Genomic DNA, 18,492 nt, shown 5'->3' with positions numbered 1-18,492 from the left:
GTTATTGAATCGTGTTATACGTAACAGTATAGGAACTATCTCGAATGTCTGTAGGATAGACACCGAAGCCTTGATTTTTGTCTAAGTCAATATTTGCCTCTAACATATAAGCACTCCATATTAATTTTGAACAATTTTTATCACCATATTTACTTGTATGTCGGTTTGTCGCAAAGTTATAGGAATATGCATCTACTCCTACTCGAGAATTAGCCCAGTCAGCAGCTTTATCCCGATTTGTTTGCGAGGATTGGACAGATTGCATAACAGCATCTTTTTCGACATTTCTTGCATTGTATTTTATTTTTCTAACGCCTGTGTCAGGGATTGATTCTACGATATTAGTAGTAGTGTGATAGATTCCATTATGTCCGTGCTGGAAACCTAATGTTGAGGAAGGAGTATAGAATAAGTCCCCTTTATTTCTGGCAGGTTCTAATTTATAGGCACCGGAGCTTCCCCCCATAACGGAAAAGGAGGTACCTTTTTCAGCATTTTTCTGTTTGATCGCTTGGTTAAGTTCATTTAAAGCTTGTTTGGCAATAACCATTTCTGGTTTTTGGGTTTCTTCTGCAGCTAAAGCAATAGCTTCTTTCACTTCTTTAGTAGTTATGCCAGGTTGTTTTTGGACAAGTTCTGCAACATAATCCTCATACTTTTCTGCTTTCGGGTCAACATGAACACTAGCGGCAAGGGAAGGGGAGGCAAGCAACATAACAACCACCAACAACGTAACAACAGAAACAAACTTCTTCATTTCATCCATTCCTCCAATCTATTATTTTACAAGTCTAGTGTAGCACCATCCATTGTAAAAAGTGTTAATGTTCTATTAAAAATAATAGATATAATGTTAATTACGTTTAAAATAATTTTCAGTTTCCCCCCTGTTTTGAATAGATTCTTTCGTATAGGTAGTAGAAAAGGGAGAAAGGCAAAACTGTTGAAAAACAGTGACGCAAAGCTATAGGGGCTAATCAAGTCAGCCAGCTGCCAAGAGAGAGAAAAAACAAGATGGAGGTGAGACGTTGAAACGAGCAATGATGATCACCTGTTTGTTCATGTTATGTGCGTGTGGTCAAGGTGAAGATGCTACAAATGATGATAACAATGCTGGACAAGCAGAAACAGAAGCAGTGTTGTATGAAAATGATGTTTTCCAAATAGAAGAAATAGATGGTTGGTCGGTTGATGAAGAAGCAACTGCTGAACAAGAGCAAAACGTGATTTTTTCTAATGGGACAATCAGATTAATAGTCTCGATCGTAAGCAAAGAACAAACAATTGATACCTTGAAAAAGGATGTTCTAGCGTCATTTTCTAAAAAAGTAGAATTAATAGAAGATGATGAGAATTACATAGCACTACTTACGAACCGAAAAGAAAATATTCGTGGGGATGTATACTTTCATCAAGGTGCAGAACATCAATTGATTTTTACTTATATGACACCTGAACAGCATTATCAAGAGAGTAAAGGTCAAATAAATGCACTCAATGAAAGCATTAATGTATTTTAAATGGAGGGAATAACAGGTATGAAATTAAAAACATGGTTATCACTAGCAACTATTAGTGTATTTTTTGTAGGGAATACGGCGTTTGCAAATGAAGCAGAGGAAACGGTAACTCCTGATGAGGAATTATATGATACATCGATTTTAATTGAGGAAACAGAGCTTGCACTAACAGAGGATCAAATGGAGAGAGCGTTATTATTAGATGAGTTCGCTAATGATCGTTTAAGTGAAATAGAAGCAACTATTGAAGAAGGTAATCTCGAGGAAGCAGAACAGTTAATTGAACAATATGAGGAATATTTGGAGCGTTTAGAAAGTGAATTAGAAGAATCAGAGGAAGAGCAGGAAGCATCAGAAGAAGAAGCAAATGAAGAGGATGACGAAGTAGAAAGAGTAGAATTACCTGAAAGTGACGATAATGATGGAAATGAGCAAGGAGAAGACTCCGATGAAGAAAATCAAGAAGAAAGTGCGGAGGATCAAGATAAATCAGAAGAAGAATTAAGAGAAAGCGCCAAACAACGTACAATCAAACTGCAAGCTTTATTAGAGCGTGAAGATTTACCTGAAGAAGCAAAAGCAGGTATCGCAAAAGCGCTTGAAAATCAAAAGCGTGCAGAAGAAAACTATCTAAGAGCGAAAGCGGAAAAAGCTGTATCAGACGAAGACGAAGATGAACAAGAGCAAGAAAAAGAAGAAGAAGAAGAAAGAGAATTACAAGAGGAACGTGAAGAAGAGGCTGCAGAACAAGTTGAGGAAGAAAATGATAAAGAAGCGGAAGCTGTTGTGAAAGCAGAACAAAAACAGAACAAAGCTGAAAAGAAACAACAAAAGGCTGCTGAAAAAGCAGAGAAAGCTGAGCGAAAGGCGCAAGAAAAACTAGAAAAAGCAGAAGAGAAAGCTAATAAAGCAAAAGAAAAAGCACAAGAAAAGCAAGAGAAAGCTGAAGAAGAAGCCGAAAAAAAGCAAGCTAAAAAAGCCCAAGAAAATCGTCAAAAGCAAGAAAAGGGAAATGGTAAACCGAATCATAACTAAATGGGCGAAGAATTCAATAGTTGTCGCAAAATAAAACAAATTCCGACAAAATTATCAAAAAATATCTTTACCCGTCGCTATTTATAGCTTACATTAAATATAGAAATGCTTTATCTTTCTACATATTTTAAAACTGTTGAAGGGTAAAGCTTTCTTTTTTTAGTAGTGATAAGGGAGAGGAGCAGATGAAGCAAGAAGACATCGAGCATATCATCAATGAGATACAGAAAGGCAATGAGTTACGTCGAGAACAGTTGATTCAATATTACCAACCATATATATTGAGTGTGGTTGGAAAAGTATGTAACAAATTTAAAACATGGAATGATGACGAGGCGAGTATTGCCTTAATTGCCTTTAATCGTGCCATTGACACCTATGATCCTCAAAAAGGTAGAACATTTCTAAACTATGTCTATTTAATCATTCATCGCGAATTGGTTGATTTTTTTAGAAAAGAAAATCATTATCAAAACGTTATGAAAAAAGGGGATAAGCTTTTAGAAGCAAACCATGTAAAAGAGTCGGTAAAACAGTATCATCAAGATCAACGAATTAGCAGTATAGCTGCTGAAATTATTGATTTAGATGATCAATTGTCACAATTTTACATACGATTTGAAGAATTAGAAGCACATAGTCCAAAACAAAAGCGAACAAGAAAGAAAGTGCTGAATATTGCAGAAGAATTTATTCAGAGAGATACACTTGTCGAACAATTATTTAACCGAAAACAATTTCCGATGAAGGAATTTTTAAAGGTAGCCAATTACCGTGTCAAAACAATCGAAAAGTACCGAAAGTATATTATCGCCATTATTATTATTTTACTACATCCTGAATGGAAAAATTTACAGACGTTTTTACGTAATAAGGTAAGGGGGGAGAAAAAGTGAAGCAAAAAATCAAAGGTGTTGTCATGGAGGTTCAAGAAAATCAGGTTGTTCTAATGTGTGATGATGGTACATTTCGTAATGTTCCTCATGATCAACATGACATTCCAGCTATTGGTGAGTATGTGACATATCGAGTAAAGAAATCCCCTTTACTGTTAGGAAATAGAAAGCAAGTATTACCATTAGTTGCACTAGCTGCAATCTTACTATTTGCGATTATGAATGTTTCTCTTTTTCAACCGCAACAACCAGCTTATCTGCTTGCGGTGGATATTAATCCAAGTATGGAATTATCACTGGACGAAGATTTACATGTGATAGAGATAACGGGATTAAATGAAGACGCAAACCGTGTCATTAAAGACTTGGACGTGAAAGGTCAAGGTATCGATAAGGTGATTAATGAGATCGTTGTTCGACTAAAAAATGATAACTATTTATCCGCTGATACGCCTGCTATCATTACAGCGACCTGGATTGAATTGCAGGACCATTCCATATCAAATAATTCACGTTCAGTGGAAGAAATATTTAATCATTCTCTTGGGGAGAATCATGTTGAAGCAGAAATGGAAGTTTACGTTGAAAGTGAAGATTATTATAAAAAGGCAAAAGAGGTGGACCTTTCCGTCAATTCTTATCGAATGTACCAAGAAATGAGTAATGACGAAGTGGAAGTTGATATTAAAGATGTGCAAAATAAGTCGGTAAAAGAACTTCGTCAAATCGCTAAAAAAGCAAGTGAAAGAAAAAACGCAGAACGTGCTAATTCATCCTCTTCTCCAGAAAAAGAGGAAGCAGCCAAAAATACAAAAGAGGAAACGGAAAACTCATCGTCAAAGCACAATTCTAGTACTAGTGTGCCAAAAAAAGAGGATGAAAAGCAGTCTGAAAAAGAGAAGAACGGCGAAGAAAACAAACAAAATGCCGAACAAGCTCCATCTAAGGAAGAAAAGCATAATAGTGATAAAAAACGTACTAATGAAAAATCTCGACCTGAAAAATCGAATTCGCCATCAAATGATCAAAAGAAGCAAAAGAAAATGGAGAAGCCTCCATCAAATGAAAAACCTGAAAAGGCAAATCCAAAGCCCGAAAAGCAAGAGCAAAGAGATCCTGAAATACCAAAAAAGGCAGAAGAAAAAGCAGCAGATAAAGGCAAATCAGAAGAAAAATCGACTAAGGAAATCCCTAAAGATCAAGGTAAAGGGAATGATAGTAACAAGCGGGAAGAGTAATGCTATCGGAATAGATTAATAAGAGAAGTTACTTTATGACAAAACACGAACATCAAGTTCGTGTTTTTTAGTCATTGTATAAGTATTTCTGTTCCATGGATAAGTTTCATTGTTCCGGGGATAAAGGCATATATCCCCGGAACAAAACGGAATATCCCCGGAAGAGCGAGAGATATCCCCGGAACAAAACGGGATATCCAGGGAAGAGCGGTAATCGATTCATTCTGTTTACTTCGCTGCAAAGCCGCTATCTTCAGAATCATCGATTTCATATTTTTTGATTACTTCTAATGGTTCTGGTCGTGCTAATAAAAATCCTTGTACAGTAGAGACGCCAATTGCTTTTGCCATCTCTAAATCTTCCATAATTTCAATGCCTTCCAAAACAAATTTGGTATCCGTGTTGAAACAATAAGTTACAATTGACTTTACCATTTCCTGTTTTCGACTCGACTTGGCTAGGTGCTTGGCAAAATATTGATCCATTTTAACAAAATCAGGTTGTAATTCGACGATGGCCTGCAGGGAGGAAACCCCTTTCCCGACATCGTCTATAGCAATTAAATAGCCTTCTTCCTGTAATTCATGCACCGTCGTGCTGAAATAGTCTACATTTTGAATGATTTCGGATTCATTAATTTCAATCATAACTTGATTTGCTGCTAGAGTTGTTTCTCCTAATATTTTATTTAATTGACCTAAAAAATCAGGGTCTGCTAGGTTAGAAGGAAAAACATTGATCAAAATATTTTTGTTGTTATATGTACACCGATTAATCGTATCAAATGAATGAAGCGCTTTTTTTATCGAACGCATTTCTAACTCGAAAAAACGATTGGTATGACTTGCTTTTTCGAAGAGAATTTCGGGATTCGTAAATAAATCAGTTCTCAATAATGCTTCATATCCAATAGGAGTTAAAGTATGCAAGTCATAGAGCGCTTGGAAATGGTGCTCAAATTTCTCGTTAACAATTAAATCATTGATTTTTGCAATAGACATCCGTCCATCCTCCTCGAACACAACAAATGACATCATTACGATTGATCATAAAGTCTACTATACATAGCTGTTACAATGTACCTATCATTTTACAACATTATCTATTTATTTTCTATACTAATTACAGATTTCTTAGGATAACTACCTAGCACTTTTCTTAACGCAAAAAAAAGAATAGGTGCTAGAACCTATTCTTCAGCAAATTTATTCCTTTTAAGATGAAGCAGGATAAGCGATCCTACCAGTAATAGAGCCCCACCAATCAATAGGATGTTAAACATAACCGTTGCAGTGCTTGGAAGTGATGAACCACTTGTTGGTTGACTATCAGTAGCGATCGGAAAGCTAGATGTTTCGGTCTCAGTGTCATCGAAAGCTGTTACAATAATTTCCGCGGTCGTCGTTAATCCTTGATATTCATTTCCTGATTCAAGCGGAAAGGTTAGCGTGAAATCTAGCTTTTCTGCGCTATTTGTTCGTAAAGGCAGTTCAGTAAGTAATGAAAAGTTGGCTAATTTATCATCAAATAAGACTTGATCACCTTGCATGATTTCTAATGATAATTGCTTAAAGAAGAGTTTAGACCCTTCTATATAACGAACATCAATATCATAGGTAATATCGTGATCTGTCTGATTACTGATCGTGATTTCACGCTCAGCCCAATCACCAGGTTTTAGATTATCTAGATTAAACAAATTACCATTTTCACTGAATGTACCGTCTAGATCGATAATATTCGTGTTAGTAGTTGCCTGCAGAATCGGAACAAATAAAAGAAAAAACAGTAGAATCGCACTGAAAATTATTTTCGGTTTGCTCAATTGAAATCACCCGCCTTTTTAAGGAAGCTATACGAAAGGAACATATAGCATTAATTTTTCTGAGTGTTTATAAAATATTACTTCTGTTCAATCGTTTCTTTAACTTTTGTCTCAGATGATTGTTTGACATCTAATTGAGATATCGCCTGCCAAATGGTAAATGCTGCGTAGCCAAGCAATAAAATACCAGGTACGATTAATAAAATAGCACTGCCCGCTTGTGAATGAGCGAAATTGACGACATATCCTAAATAGGGGATGGTGAACCCTTCAAATTCAGCCACAACATTATCAGAAAGAACTGGGGTCGGATCAGGCGCATTATTGTTATCGCCCTTTGTTTCATACATGATATGCTCACCGCTTTGAGTGACATCGACAACACGGTGGGTGATCAAATTTTCATCCTCATTAATGAAGGTAATGACATTTCCTTCATTAAACCTTGTCATATCGCCACCAGGTTTTACGGCGATGATCGATCCCGTTTGAATGTCAGGTTCCATGGATCCTGATAACACAGCTTTAAGCTGGTATCCCATGATTTCCGGTTCACCACCTGAGGCTTTTGATGAGATCGTAATAAACACGGTAAATACTAATGTTAAAAAAAGTACTGTGGTAATAAGAAAACTAATCGTGCGTCTGATTGGTTTCCAGATGCTTTTTTTCATTCTTGTTCACCTTCTTTTTCCACTTGAGAATTTTCCTGTTCTTCCGCATCAACAGGTTTTTCTTTTTCTATTTTATTAGTTACTGCTTGCTTCGGTTTGTCAGGTCTTTCTTTTTCACTTGAACTTGCTTGTTTATCTTCTTGCTTAGGGTCCGTTGTTTCTTTTTCACTATTCGATTGTTCTGCTGATTTATCTGGTTTTTCTTCTGTTTCATTGGATGATTGCTGTTCATTCTGTTCGTCACTATTTTTTTCTGGTGTCTCTTTGGTTTCTTCTGATTCTGCTGGTTCTTCTAAATCCTCTTCATTAGATTCATTATCTATATCTTTATCCTCTATTGATTCAACCTGATCAGCTTGTTTTTCTTTCTCGTTCTTTTTATCTTTCTCCGGACATTTCACTTTTATCTTTTCGCTCCAAATAACTTTCTCTGCTTCCCCTTCATAATCAGGATGCTGATAAGCTTTTACTACATAAAATCCCTCTTCTTCAGCTTGATAAGATATCGTGGTAATTTCGCCAGCTTGCATAGCTTCTAACGTACCTTCTGATATTTTTTCACCATTTTTGGGATTGCCGTTCTCGATATAAAAGATTTCATAGTTGGTCGGGTCGATCATGCTGTAACCATTGTTTTTAATTTCTACTGAAAATTCTACTGGTGGACAAGCATCATTGAGATTTTGATTCCCTTTTCCAATAAAAAGCAAATCACTTCCGTCCCACCACGACCCAGTCGGTATCGAAAAATTTACTGCACTCGAATGATTAAAAAAAGCACTAGTATTGGAGGTCAGTTGAGATATAGAAAACAAGGCGGCATATAAAATAATTAATATTTGCACCGCTATGATTCCCTTTTTATATTTGTTTCGATACTTTATGATTCGTTTACTTCTCATAGCCATTCCTCCATCTTGAAAAATTTATTTATTTTCGCGAACATACAAACGGGTTATACATTCACGGTAATAAATAAAAAAGGTTGGAAAGGTGAGGTTGTCTCACCTTTCCATGAAAATTATCTAGCTTCGCCTGCTTCTTGGTTAGCAGTGAATGTCCATTCAAGTTCTAAAGAGTCCCCTTGGAATTCGTTTTGGTCCTCGCCATTATCAACAAATTCGAATTGAACGTAAAGCGTGTCACTATCACCAGCTTCTAGTCCACCTCTTTCTTCAAGCCATGGTACAAAGACATTATTTGCTACCGTATCAGGAGACATATCTTTTAGTTCGGAAAGAGTGGTAAAGAATACAATCTGATCAGGAGATACCGGACCTAAAGTAGTTTTATCAGCATTCCAGAAGAAATTAACACGAATGTGATCACCGAAATCCTCTACATTGTTGCCATTCGCATCCGTTACTGTATAATCTGTGTCAAGAATTACTTCTGAAATATTTAATGAACCATCATTAATAAGCTCAAAAGAACGGTTCATCCAATCACCTGGCTTTAGATTGTCTACATCGATAATAGTAGTAGGATCTACTGATAAATCTAATGTACCTGCTGCGAATGTATTGTTCGTAACTTCAGTATCATTGAAATACGCATATGTACCTCCTCCCACTAACGCTAAACCAAGTGCCGCTGACGCTACGCCCATACCTAATTTCTTTTTTAAAGACATAAATAAATCCTCCCTTATATTTTTGTTCTTTATTAAGAACTACAATTGCATTGTACATCTAGATATACTTTTTTAAAAGTCCGATAAAAGGGGAAAATCCGTCTTTTTGATCGTTATAAAGAACAAATACTTTAAAATCCTTTAAATATCAATGAATTTTAGATTTTTACATATTTTTTGTTCTTCAGAAAGAACGATCAACGATAAAAACAGACATGTTATTCAACATGTCTGCATTTCCTTTAATGTCGTTTATTCAACCAGAGAACACCGGATTTCGCCAAGCGTGGTAAAAGTCCTGTTACTGGTTGACGGTACATATTTCCGAACCCGTCTGATTTACCGAGTGAACCGAGCTGCCCTTTTAGCTTAATTTCTCGAGGTTTACGTGGTTCATTGCCTGTTAATACATCCGAAAGAATATCACCGATTTGTTCCCCTTGAACCCCTGCAAGCTGGGCACTTGGAGAATAATCAGATGCGACACAGTCACCAACAACATAGACATTAGGATTGGAAGGTACTTGATAAAATTCATTGACGATAATTTTTTCATGACGATCCTTTTCGAAAGGGAGGCTGCGTACCAAATAATGAGGCCTCACTCCAGCTGTCCAAATGATGACATCACTTTCGATACCTTCACCATTATTATAGAAGATACCTTCTGCAACTAATTCTACATTACTATGATGTAAGATTTTTACTTCGTTTTTGCGGAACCAATCTTCTACATAGGTTTGAATTTTTTCATCGAATGCGGACAAGACAGATGAACCGCGATCTAATAAGCGAATATTCAAATCTGGTCTGCTTTCTCTAATTTCAGATGCAACCTCAATCCCACTTAAACCGGCACCAACAACAGATACTTGACTATATGCAGGCAAATTATTAACTTTTATGCTTGCCTGACGTGCTTTCGCGATTGTTTGGACACTTTCGGTATATTCCATTGCACCTTGAATACCGTGATAATTATCTTCACAGCCTAACCCGATTAACAAGTAGTCATATTCGACAGGTACTTCATTGTCTTTCAGGCGAATCTGTTCGTTTTCTGTGTTAATCTCTACAATTTCACCAAATATGTATGTAATTTGTTCATGTATCGGGAAGTCAATGCGAACTTCCTTGTCTGACTTCGTACCTGCAGATATCGCATAAAATTCAGTTTTTAATGAATGATATGGATTACGATCAATCACTGTCACCTGCACATCACTCGGTATACCGTTATCAATTAATTGGTGTAAGGCGTTCATTCCACCGTAACCGCCACCGATTAAAACAACCCTTTTCATCTTTTCAAAACCCCTGTCTATCATAAAATCGATGTTCATTAAAGATAGTTTCCCAATCTTATCTATAATTAGACTACCAAAATTAGTGCAATAAAACTATACAAAACCATAAAAAATCTGGATAAATTAAAATGTTTGATTATTCTGAAAATGTAATGGAAATTTTTTGCCTATTAGTTGAAGAAATGATATAACTGTAGCATAGTATCTTGTAAGCGCACACATATTTGTAAAGGGGTTTTTAATTGATGGAATTAATGGAAATTCAACAGATAACGAGCAAAATAAAAGCGAATGTCAATCAGGTTGTAGTGGGGCAGGAGGATACAATTGATCTGCTCTTGGTGGCGATGATTTCCTCGGGGCATGTTCTTCTGGAGGATGTACCGGGAACAGGAAAAACGCTGATGGCAAAATCATTGGCTAAATCACTGGCAGGGGATTTCAAACGGATTCAATTCACTCCCGATTTATTGCCAACTGATATTACTGGTATCCATTTCTACAGCCAGCAAAAAGGCGAGTTCGAATTTCGTCCGGGACCGATTTTTACCAATATATTATTAGCAGATGAAATTAACCGTGCGACACCACGAACACAGTCCAGTTTGCTGGAAAGTATGGAAGAGCGACAGGTGACGATTGACGGCAATACGCATACATTAGCAAAGCCTTTCTTAGTAATCGCAACACAAAACCCGATCGAAAGTCAAGGTACCTTCCCATTACCGGAAGCACAGTTAGACCGTTTTTTATTAAAAATCAATATGGGTTATCCAAGTCGTGAGCAAGGTCTGGAGATTCTTAAGCGATTCAAGGCTGAGAATCCCTTAGATACATTGCAGTCGATTGTTACTGTGGATGAGATTGTGAAGATGCAGGAAATATATAGTGAAGTGGACATTAGTGAAGATGTGCTTAGTTATTTGATTGATGTGGTAGAACAGACACGCGAGCATGACAGTGTAGCATTGGGGGTTAGCCCTCGAGGAAGCCAAGCATTGTTAAAAGCAGTACAGGTATATGCGTTATTACAAGGCAGAACGTATGTGATTCCCGATGATATTAAGAAAATGGCAAATCCTGTATTAGGCCATCGTATTGTCCTTGCCCAAAGAATTGGTGTGAAGCAGGGTGAAGTCGATAGTGTATTAAATGATGTTTTACGTCAAGTTGCTGTTCCAACAGAGTCTGAAAAGGAACTGATCCGAGAATGAATATAGCTTGGATCATTGTAGTACTACTTATCATTATTTTCTTACAAGGAATGTTGTATAGTAAGTTTGGGTTAAAAGGGATAACTTATCAACGTGCTTTTAAGCAGGATGCGGTCTTTGAAGGAGAAACGATCGAAATGGTGGATGAAATTGCCAACAAGAAACTATTGCCTATTCCATGGATTCGCTTAGAGTCGAAAATGAGTCCCTATCTTATTACCCAATCGGAAAAAGAGCAACAGCGGCAAGGAGAAATGTTCCACCGTACACTGTTCAGTTTGTTACCCTATCAGAAAGTAACACGCCGGCATCGGTTGATCGGAACGAAACGGGGCTATTATCCGTTAAACACCGTTTCGGTTACAACAGGGGATGGTGTCGGTTTTGGTGAAGTCTTTGATTCTTTTGAGGCAAGTATAGCGGTCACCGTTTATCCGAAACTGGTACCATTAGAAGATATTCCGTTACCATCCCATAGCTGGTTAGGAGATATTACTGTAAAAAGATGGATCGTCGAGGACCCCTTTTTACAAGCAGGGATTAGAGAGTACCAGCAAGGAGATCCACTCAATACGATTAACTGGAAAGCAACTGCAAGAACACAATCATTACAAATTAATAAGAAGGATTTCACCGCTGATCATCATCTAATGATCTACGTTAATTTTGATACGAACGAAGATATCCGAATGCCGATTGAACAACCCGAAATGGTGGAGAAAGGATTATCCTATGCAGCTTCTTTAGCGAACTATGCGATAGAACAGGGGATTTCTACCGGTTTCGGTTGTAATGGCTATTTTGTCGAACCATTTACGAATACAACAGAGCGGATCAAACCGTCTGTACGTGTGGCACCATCGAACAGTGGTCAGCAGATAGCGTATATTTTGGATGCCATCGCAAAAGTGAAGATGGACCGAAGCCGAAATTTTCGTGCCTTTTTGCAGGAGGATATTGACCAAGGGCTAACCAAGACAGATATGATTATTTTTGCTATTAGAAGAACGGAAAAAATGGAAAAGCAGATTGCTCAGTTAGAAAGCCTCGGCAATGCAGTAGAGGTGGTTATCATTGGTGATGAGCAAGAAAAGGGGGCAGAGGCCGATGCTAGCTAAACTAAAACAACATATTCCCCCGATTATGCACGGAGTGATTGAGTTTATTGGATTCTTCCCGGTGTTCTTAATCGTTGGTGTTCTTGTTTTTACTGAACCTGATTTGTACTATTGGTTTCTGTCCTTACTTGTTTTATTTACTGTCTCTTATTTTATTCGTTGCTGGTTAAATAATCGCTGGAAGGTATTGATTAGTGCAGCTGTCATCACTATGATCATCAGTTGGATTGTATCATCAACTATCTGGGCATTTATTCCTGGATTGCTATTCAGTCTAGTCGTTTCCTATCGGGGAATTCAGCACGCTGAAAATGAATGGCAAGATATTTTACCGAGTAGGATCTTTTGGGCAGTCAGCATGCCTGTCTATTTCGTTGGTTACCTTGTATTTATTAATATTGATTCCTTAGAAGGGTACCAACATTGGATCAGTTATCCGGGCTTTTTGTTTATCATCATCATGTTATTTATCACCAATCAAGAGCATTTGCATAAAGAGTCGCTAGCTAAAGATAAGCAGAAAAAAATGGCTCCAGAAATTACAAAACTAAATCGAGTATATTTAATCATTACTCTGTTAGTTGTATTTGCGATCACCAATTTCCAAGTCGTCCAATCAGCGCTTTATCACAGTGTACGATCGATCATTCAGTCGATTATGTGGCTCGCTTCATTGTCTGAAAATGATAATGAAATCATCGAGGAGCCCCAACAAGCTAATGAAATGCCTGTATTTCCAGCTGCAGAAGAGCAGGAGTCTTCAAGGTTTGCGGAGTTTATGGATGCACTAACATATATTATGGGATTAGTACTAGTAGCAATTTTGATTCTCTTGTTTATTGCAATTCTATTTAAGAAATTCCGCAGATTGCTTATAAGAGCAATCCTTTCATTATGGAAAATGATTCATCAAGTATTCGGAAAGAAACTAGTAGCAGAAACGGCAACAGATTACCGAGATGAGAAGGAAAGCCTTTTTGACTGGAAGAAATGGCGAAAAGAAAATCAGGAAAAAATAACGGAAGCCTTCCGTCAGATAACAAAAAGGAAGCCGAAATTTGAACGTTTGACAAACGAAGAAAAAGTGCGATTTCTATACCGCCGAATTGCCCGTGATGTCAAAAAACAAGAAAAATGGCGTGAATCGCTGACTGCACATGAAGTATTAGCATTAACAGAGAAAAATCAGCAATTAGTACAATTGGAAACATTGTATGATAATGTCCGATACGGAAAAGGAACTCTTCGTCAAGATAACCTTCAACAACTACAAGAAATATGGAGGTATATGAATAATAATAAATAGCTGCTTATGATAAGCAGTTATTTTGCTTGTCCTAAAAAATATATTGATATTTATTAAATATATTATTACTTTATCCGATAATAGTATTAAAAGGTTATCAAAAAAGGACGTGGGAAAATGAATAATATGCGTGTTACCGGATTCGCTAGTGGTATGGATATCGATTCGATGGTTAGAGATTTAATGAAAGCTGAACGAATGCCATTACAGCGAATGGAACAACAAAAGCAGGAGTTAGAGTGGAAGCGCGACTCGTATCGTGAAATGAACACTTTACTACTTGATTTCAGTTCAAAGCTTACACAAATGAAATTAACGACAAATTATCGAGCTAGACAAGTCTCTTCAACAAATGAGGATGCTGTCACTGCTACAGCTTCAAGTGCTGCAAGCCAAACTTCCTTTTCGCTAACAAAAGTAGACCAACTTGCTAAATCTGCCTCTTGGGTGAATGAGGGAGCTATTTCTGCTGATTCAACAAATAAAATAGATGCGAGTAAAAGTTTAATCAATGAATCTAGCAAACTAGACAGTCCTGTCAATTGGGAACAAGGTGTGATTAAAAATAAGACAGAAGATATTGATGCAGCAACAACGAATGTTTCATTAGGCGAAACTTTAAAAACAGATTCCGCTTTGAGTGTCGAAGTGAATGGTAAAGGTTTTAAACAGTCTACCGATCAAGCTAATCTAGCAGAAAATGAATTTTATGTTGACTATGCTACTGGTGATATTACTTTTGCTGATGGTGTATTGAAAAAAGGTGATACAGTTGCAACACAATATGTTACAGATACAAATACAGTATCAAAAACTATAAGTGAAGATGTAAAAGCAATCAAAATTGGTGCAACTTCAATTGCTACAGAGGATGCAGACGGGAATAATTTTGCAGATAATTTTAATTTTAATTATGATAATACGAACTATAAAATTGATTTAAGTTCTCAAAATGGTGATGTATATACCTTAGTAGATGAAAATGATCCTTCTGTGTCAATTGGTCAAATTAATGTCGCAACGGGAACAATTGCGTTAGATTCAGCAACAACTGCAGAGAAGGACATAACTCTGGACTATCAGCAAAATTATACATCTTTTGGTGTAGGTGCAAATACCAAAGATGGTGAGTCCTATAAACAATTTTTTGTAACGGGAGATCAATCGCTAAATCAAGTCGTCAATAAAGTGAATAATGCGGATATTGGTGTATCGATGATGTATGACTCATTTTCAGATCAATTAACTCTAAGAAGAAGTGAGACAGGTGACTTTGTTGCTGGTGAAGATGACATTACTGTCTCAGGCGACTTTATTAAAAGCACTTTAGGTTTTACAGACGCAAAAACAAATTATACGGAAGGACAAAACGCTAAGTTTACTATTAACGATTTAAATACGGAACGTCATAGTAATACATTTCAAATTGACGGTGTAACCTTTAACTTAAAACAGACATTTGACGGATCAGCTACTGGTACAGATCAACCAGTAACTGTCAATGTTTCAAACGATTCAGAGGCAGTATATGAAAACATTGTAGAATTTGTTGAATCGTATAATGAACTAATCGAAACATTAAATGGAAAAGTTACGGAGCAGTATCACAGAGATTATGATCCATTGACAGATGAGCAAAAAGAATCCCTATCTGAAACCCAACAAGAAGAATGGACAGAATTAGCAAAAAGTGGTTTGCTAAAGAATGATGCTATTTTACGAGATACTTTAACCAAAATGCGTAGAGATTTCTATTCACCTGTTGATAATGGTGGAAGCAGTGTAATTAACCAGCTTTCAGAAATTGGTATAAAAACTACTGCAAACTATATGCAAGGTGGAAAATTAGAAATAAATGAAGCGAAATTAAAGGAAGCAATTGAATCCGATCCACAAGCAGTAGAAAATTTGTTTCGCGGAGATGGTTCTGAGTATAGTGACAAAGGTATTATACGTCGACTAGATGAAACAATTGATGGGGCAAGGGATCGTATTACGGAAAGAGCAGGCAGAGCAACTTCCACTAACTATCAATTTACTTTGGGGCGAAATTTAAACCAAATTGAAGAACAAATAACTCGTTTTGAAAATAGGTTAACACAGGTAGAGGAGCGGTACTGGAGTCAATTTACAGCAATGGAGCAAGCGATGCAAAGGGCAAACCAACAAGCTGCATATATGCAACAGCAATTCGGCGGTATGATGATGCAATAAACAAAGCAACCTTCTGAAAGGGGGCTCTAATATGGATATAGCAGCAATGTCAATTGCGATGAATCAATCTCAAGTGAAGCAACAAGCAAGTGTTTCCTTGATGGACAAAGCGCTAGATCAAGCAGAATCTCAATCTAGTGATATGATCAAGATGCTGGAGTCATCTATGCAACCACATCTTGGTAGTAACATTGATATTAAAGGTTAATATCGGGAAAAGGAACCTAGGTGGATGTCACTTAGGTTCTTTTGTGCTAAGGTAAGAAAGTATAATTTAAGATATTTGTCTAGCTCCCAGCGACCAAAAACTAAACGACTTCACGAATTACCTTACGATAAGTCATCATCGGTTCGCCTCAGTGATTCCTTTATCTCCATTAATTCGTGCGAGTCGCCACGTTTCTAAACTGGGCACTCTGCACTTTTCTTATTAAGAATATTGCAAAAAGCACTAAACCTTTTATCGAAGATTCCGATATTAATAGAAACAATTACATAAGGAGATGAAAATTGTCATGGAAGTTGGTAAAATGATCACTGGATCTCCACTCATGCAACAGACTGAATCTACGCTTGAACTATCCACATCCGCAAGAGAGCGATCCAATAACCATGAACAAGCAAAACAACAATTATTAAACGGAAACGTTGATTTAAATAAAGACCAATTACAAAGTATGGTAGATGGACTTAATTCCTTTTTAGAACCATCTAACACTAGTATTCGGTATGAATTACATGATAAATTAGATCGTTATTATGTAACCATTGTAGACCGAGATACAGACGAAGTCGTTAAAGAAATTCCACCTAAGAAAATGCTCGATGTCTATGCATCAATGGCAGAACTAATGGGATTTATCGTAGATGAAAAAATATAGGAACAATGAATAGAGGAGCGTACGTTTTATGGCTTATCAACAATATCAAGCATATCAAAACAATTCCGTTAACACGGCATCACCAGGAGAATTAACTTTGATGTTATATAATGGCTGCCTGAAATTTATCAAACAGGCAAAGAAGGCCATAGAATCACAAAATCATCAATCTAAAAATGAAATGATCCAGAAAACACAGGATATTATCCGTGAATTAATGGTAACGTTAGATCAAGATGCTCCTATAGCAAACGAGATCATGCCTTTATATGATTTCGTATATCATGCGCTAACCCAAGCAAACATCAAAAATGATCTGGAGCAATTGGAACAGGCCCGAGAAATAATCGAGAATTTCCGAGATACATGGAAAGAAGTGATTAAACAAGAACGTATTCGGCAGCATGGACAAGGTGTTAATTCATGATAGACTCACTGAACAAATATATCGATAAAACCAAAATTATGTTGCAATTGTTAGCAAAACCATTAAATAATGAGCAACGAGAAAATGCGATTAATAAAATAAACCAGTTAATCGACGATCGTGAAGCACTAACAAAAGACATAAAACCTCCTTTTTCTTCAGAAGAGCAGGAATTAGGTAAACAAGCGATCGAACTCGATCAGCAACTTAATCATGAATTAACAAAAGTATTTCAACATATAAAAAAAGACATGCGAAATGCAAAAAAACAATCACGCTCTAATCATTCTTATTTAAATCCATATAAAAATGTCGCAAGTTTTGACGGCAGATTTTTAGATTCAAAGAAATAACCATTGCAAACGGTGCAGTGGTTATTTTTTTGTGGATCAAGTCGTCCTTTTTTGTGAACTTTCCTCCCAAATGTTAATTAATTGTAAAAATATTATGAAATTTATTCACAATTTACTCGTTTAATTTTTACAAACTGTGGTATTATAGATATATAGCTTATTATAGCTTGATAGTTTGAAAGGAGGACACTTTCATGAAATATAACATCCGAGGAGAAAATGTAGAAGTGACAAGTGCCATTAAGGAGTATGTCGAACGGAAAATAGGTAAATTGGAAAGATATTTTGATACTCCGCCCACTTCTGATGTAAATGTGAATATAAGTGTCTATAATGATGAGCAACAAATCGAAGTAACGATTCCAATGACAAATTTATTACTGAGAGCAGAAGAAAATCATATTGATTTATACGCTGCAATCGATCTTGTTGTCGACAAACTAGAAAGGCAAATTCGTAAGCATAAAACAAAAGTAAACCGTAAATTCCGCCAGCAAGGTGCACCAAAGCACGTATTTGCAGAACTCGAAAGGGAAGCAGTTCAAGTAAAAGAAGCAGAAGAATTGGAAGATGACGAAATAGAAATCGTTAGAACGAAGCGTTTTGATTTAAAACCAATGGATTCTGAAGAAGCGGTGTTACAAATGGATATGTTAGGACACGCATTCTTCGTTTTCGAAAATTCAGATACAGGGAATACCAATGTTGTATATAAACGTCGTGACGGCAAATACGGCCTGATCGAACCAAGTTAATTATACTTAACCAAAATGAATATGATCTGACTAACCCGTTTCAACATCGAGTTGAAACGGGTTTTTCTGTATTTGTACAAGCATATTTTACAAAA

General features: G+C 36.6%; 20 protein-coding genes and 1 riboswitch. Of the genes, 13 read left to right on the top strand and 7 right to left on the bottom strand.

Annotated features, from left to right (window positions below; translation table 11 throughout):
- Position 1: 1 nt before the first annotated feature.
- Complete coding sequence (locus D569_RS0103485) at positions 2-757, bottom strand: hypothetical protein (protein WP_018931013.1); 756 nt, start codon at positions 755-757, stop codon at positions 2-4.
- Positions 758-923: 166 nt separating this feature from the next.
- Positions 924-998, top strand: a riboswitch (cyclic di-GMP riboswitch).
- A 30-nt stretch (positions 999-1,028) separates the two neighbouring features.
- On the opposite strand from D569_RS0103485, the gene D569_RS0103480 reads away from it, so the two are divergent.
- The 4 genes from D569_RS0103480 to D569_RS0103465 all read left to right on the top strand — a co-directional run bounded on the left by D569_RS0103480 (position 1,029) and on the right by D569_RS0103465 (position 4,689).
- On the top strand, positions 1,029-1,520 hold the full coding sequence (locus tag D569_RS0103480) for a hypothetical protein (RefSeq protein ID WP_018931012.1): 492 nt from the start codon (positions 1,029-1,031) through the stop codon (positions 1,518-1,520).
- An 18-nt stretch (positions 1,521-1,538) separates the two neighbouring features.
- Positions 1,539-2,555: a DUF5667 domain-containing protein gene (locus D569_RS22435; RefSeq protein WP_018931011.1), complete on the top strand. Its 1,017-nt coding sequence runs from the start codon at positions 1,539-1,541 to the stop codon at positions 2,553-2,555.
- Positions 2,556-2,740: 185 nt separating this feature from the next.
- Complete coding sequence (gene sigI, locus D569_RS0103470; RefSeq protein WP_018931010.1) at positions 2,741-3,451, top strand: RNA polymerase sigma-I factor; 711 nt, start codon at positions 2,741-2,743, stop codon at positions 3,449-3,451.
- Positions 3,448-4,689: an anti-sigma-I factor RsgI family protein gene (locus tag D569_RS0103465; RefSeq protein ID WP_018931009.1), complete on the top strand. Its 1,242-nt coding sequence runs from the start codon at positions 3,448-3,450 to the stop codon at positions 4,687-4,689. The genes sigI and D569_RS0103465 overlap by 4 nt, the downstream gene beginning before the upstream one ends.
- Before the next feature lie 228 nt (positions 4,690-4,917).
- Here the strand turns inward: D569_RS0103465 and D569_RS22430 are convergent, their stop codons facing one another.
- The 6 genes from D569_RS22430 to D569_RS0103435 all read right to left on the bottom strand — a co-directional run bounded on the left by D569_RS22430 (position 4,918) and on the right by D569_RS0103435 (position 10,126).
- Positions 4,918-5,691, bottom strand: a complete 774-nt coding sequence (locus tag D569_RS22430; protein WP_018931008.1) for an EAL domain-containing protein — start codon at positions 5,689-5,691, stop codon at positions 4,918-4,920.
- 188 nt (positions 5,692-5,879) lie between these two features.
- Positions 5,880-6,515 carry an LPXTG cell wall anchor domain-containing protein gene (locus tag D569_RS0103455; RefSeq protein WP_018931007.1) on the bottom strand — a complete coding sequence of 212 codons (636 nt, stop codon included), beginning with the start codon at positions 6,513-6,515 and terminating at the stop codon, positions 5,880-5,882.
- 77 nt (positions 6,516-6,592) lie between these two features.
- Positions 6,593-7,189, bottom strand: coding sequence for a signal peptidase I SipW (gene sipW, locus D569_RS0103450; RefSeq protein WP_018931006.1), 597 nt, complete (start codon positions 7,187-7,189; stop codon positions 6,593-6,595).
- Positions 7,186-8,091, bottom strand: coding sequence for an amyloid fiber anchoring/assembly protein TapA (gene tapA, locus D569_RS0103445; protein ID WP_018931005.1), 906 nt, complete (start codon positions 8,089-8,091; stop codon positions 7,186-7,188). Before tapA ends, sipW begins: the two co-directional genes overlap by 4 nt.
- A gap of 119 nt (positions 8,092-8,210) precedes the next feature.
- On the bottom strand, positions 8,211-8,822 hold the full coding sequence (locus tag D569_RS0103440) for a CalY family protein (protein ID WP_018931004.1): 612 nt from the start codon (positions 8,820-8,822) through the stop codon (positions 8,211-8,213).
- Between the two features lie 242 nt (positions 8,823-9,064).
- Positions 9,065-10,126, bottom strand: a complete 1,062-nt coding sequence (locus D569_RS0103435) for an NAD(P)/FAD-dependent oxidoreductase (RefSeq protein ID WP_018931003.1) — start codon at positions 10,124-10,126, stop codon at positions 9,065-9,067.
- A gap of 248 nt (positions 10,127-10,374) precedes the next feature.
- Here D569_RS0103435 and D569_RS0103430 point away from each other — a divergent pair, with 248 nt between their 5' ends.
- From D569_RS0103430 to hpf, 9 genes are all read left to right on the top strand, one after another.
- Entirely contained in the window at positions 10,375-11,343 is a 969-nt protein-coding gene (locus D569_RS0103430) for an AAA family ATPase (protein ID WP_018931002.1), read from the top strand.
- Complete coding sequence (locus D569_RS0103425; RefSeq protein WP_018931001.1) at positions 11,340-12,461, top strand: DUF58 domain-containing protein; 1,122 nt, start codon at positions 11,340-11,342, stop codon at positions 12,459-12,461. The genes D569_RS0103430 and D569_RS0103425 overlap by 4 nt, the downstream gene beginning before the upstream one ends.
- Positions 12,451-13,767 (top strand): hypothetical protein, encoded by a 1,317-nt coding sequence (locus D569_RS0103420; RefSeq protein ID WP_018931000.1) that lies wholly within the window; start codon positions 12,451-12,453, stop codon positions 13,765-13,767. Before D569_RS0103425 ends, D569_RS0103420 begins: the two co-directional genes overlap by 11 nt.
- 117 nt (positions 13,768-13,884) lie before the next feature.
- Positions 13,885-15,981, top strand: coding sequence for a flagellar filament capping protein FliD (gene fliD, locus D569_RS0103415; RefSeq protein ID WP_018930999.1), 2,097 nt, complete (start codon positions 13,885-13,887; stop codon positions 15,979-15,981).
- Between the two features lie 31 nt (positions 15,982-16,012).
- Complete coding sequence (locus D569_RS23885; RefSeq protein ID WP_018930998.1) at positions 16,013-16,189, top strand: YjfB family protein; 177 nt, start codon at positions 16,013-16,015, stop codon at positions 16,187-16,189.
- Between the two features lie 307 nt (positions 16,190-16,496).
- The gene (gene flaG / locus D569_RS0103405) at positions 16,497-16,862 is read left to right on the top strand and encodes a flagellar protein FlaG (protein WP_018930997.1); all 366 of its coding nucleotides are present in this window, start codon (positions 16,497-16,499) and stop codon (positions 16,860-16,862) included.
- Positions 16,863-16,890: 28 nt separating this feature from the next.
- Positions 16,891-17,289 (top strand): flagellar export chaperone FliS, encoded by a 399-nt coding sequence (gene fliS / locus D569_RS0103400; RefSeq protein WP_018930996.1) that lies wholly within the window; start codon positions 16,891-16,893, stop codon positions 17,287-17,289.
- Entirely contained in the window at positions 17,286-17,642 is a 357-nt protein-coding gene (gene fliT / locus D569_RS0103395; RefSeq protein WP_018930995.1) for a flagellar protein FliT, read from the top strand. Before fliS ends, fliT begins: the two co-directional genes overlap by 4 nt.
- 194 nt (positions 17,643-17,836) lie before the next feature.
- A complete protein-coding gene (gene hpf, locus D569_RS0103390) occupies positions 17,837-18,397 on the top strand; it encodes a ribosome hibernation-promoting factor, HPF/YfiA family (RefSeq protein ID WP_018930994.1) in 561 nt (186 codons plus the stop codon).
- The last annotated feature ends 95 nt before the right edge of the window (positions 18,398-18,492 follow it).

It is taken from the genome of Gracilibacillus lacisalsi DSM 19029 (genome assembly GCF_000377765.1).
Classification (GTDB): Bacteria; Bacillota; Bacilli; order Bacillales; family Amphibacillaceae; genus Gracilibacillus; species Gracilibacillus lacisalsi.
The sequence above is the reverse complement of the archived record's forward strand: the minus strand, read 5'-3'. Positions and strand labels throughout refer to the sequence as shown.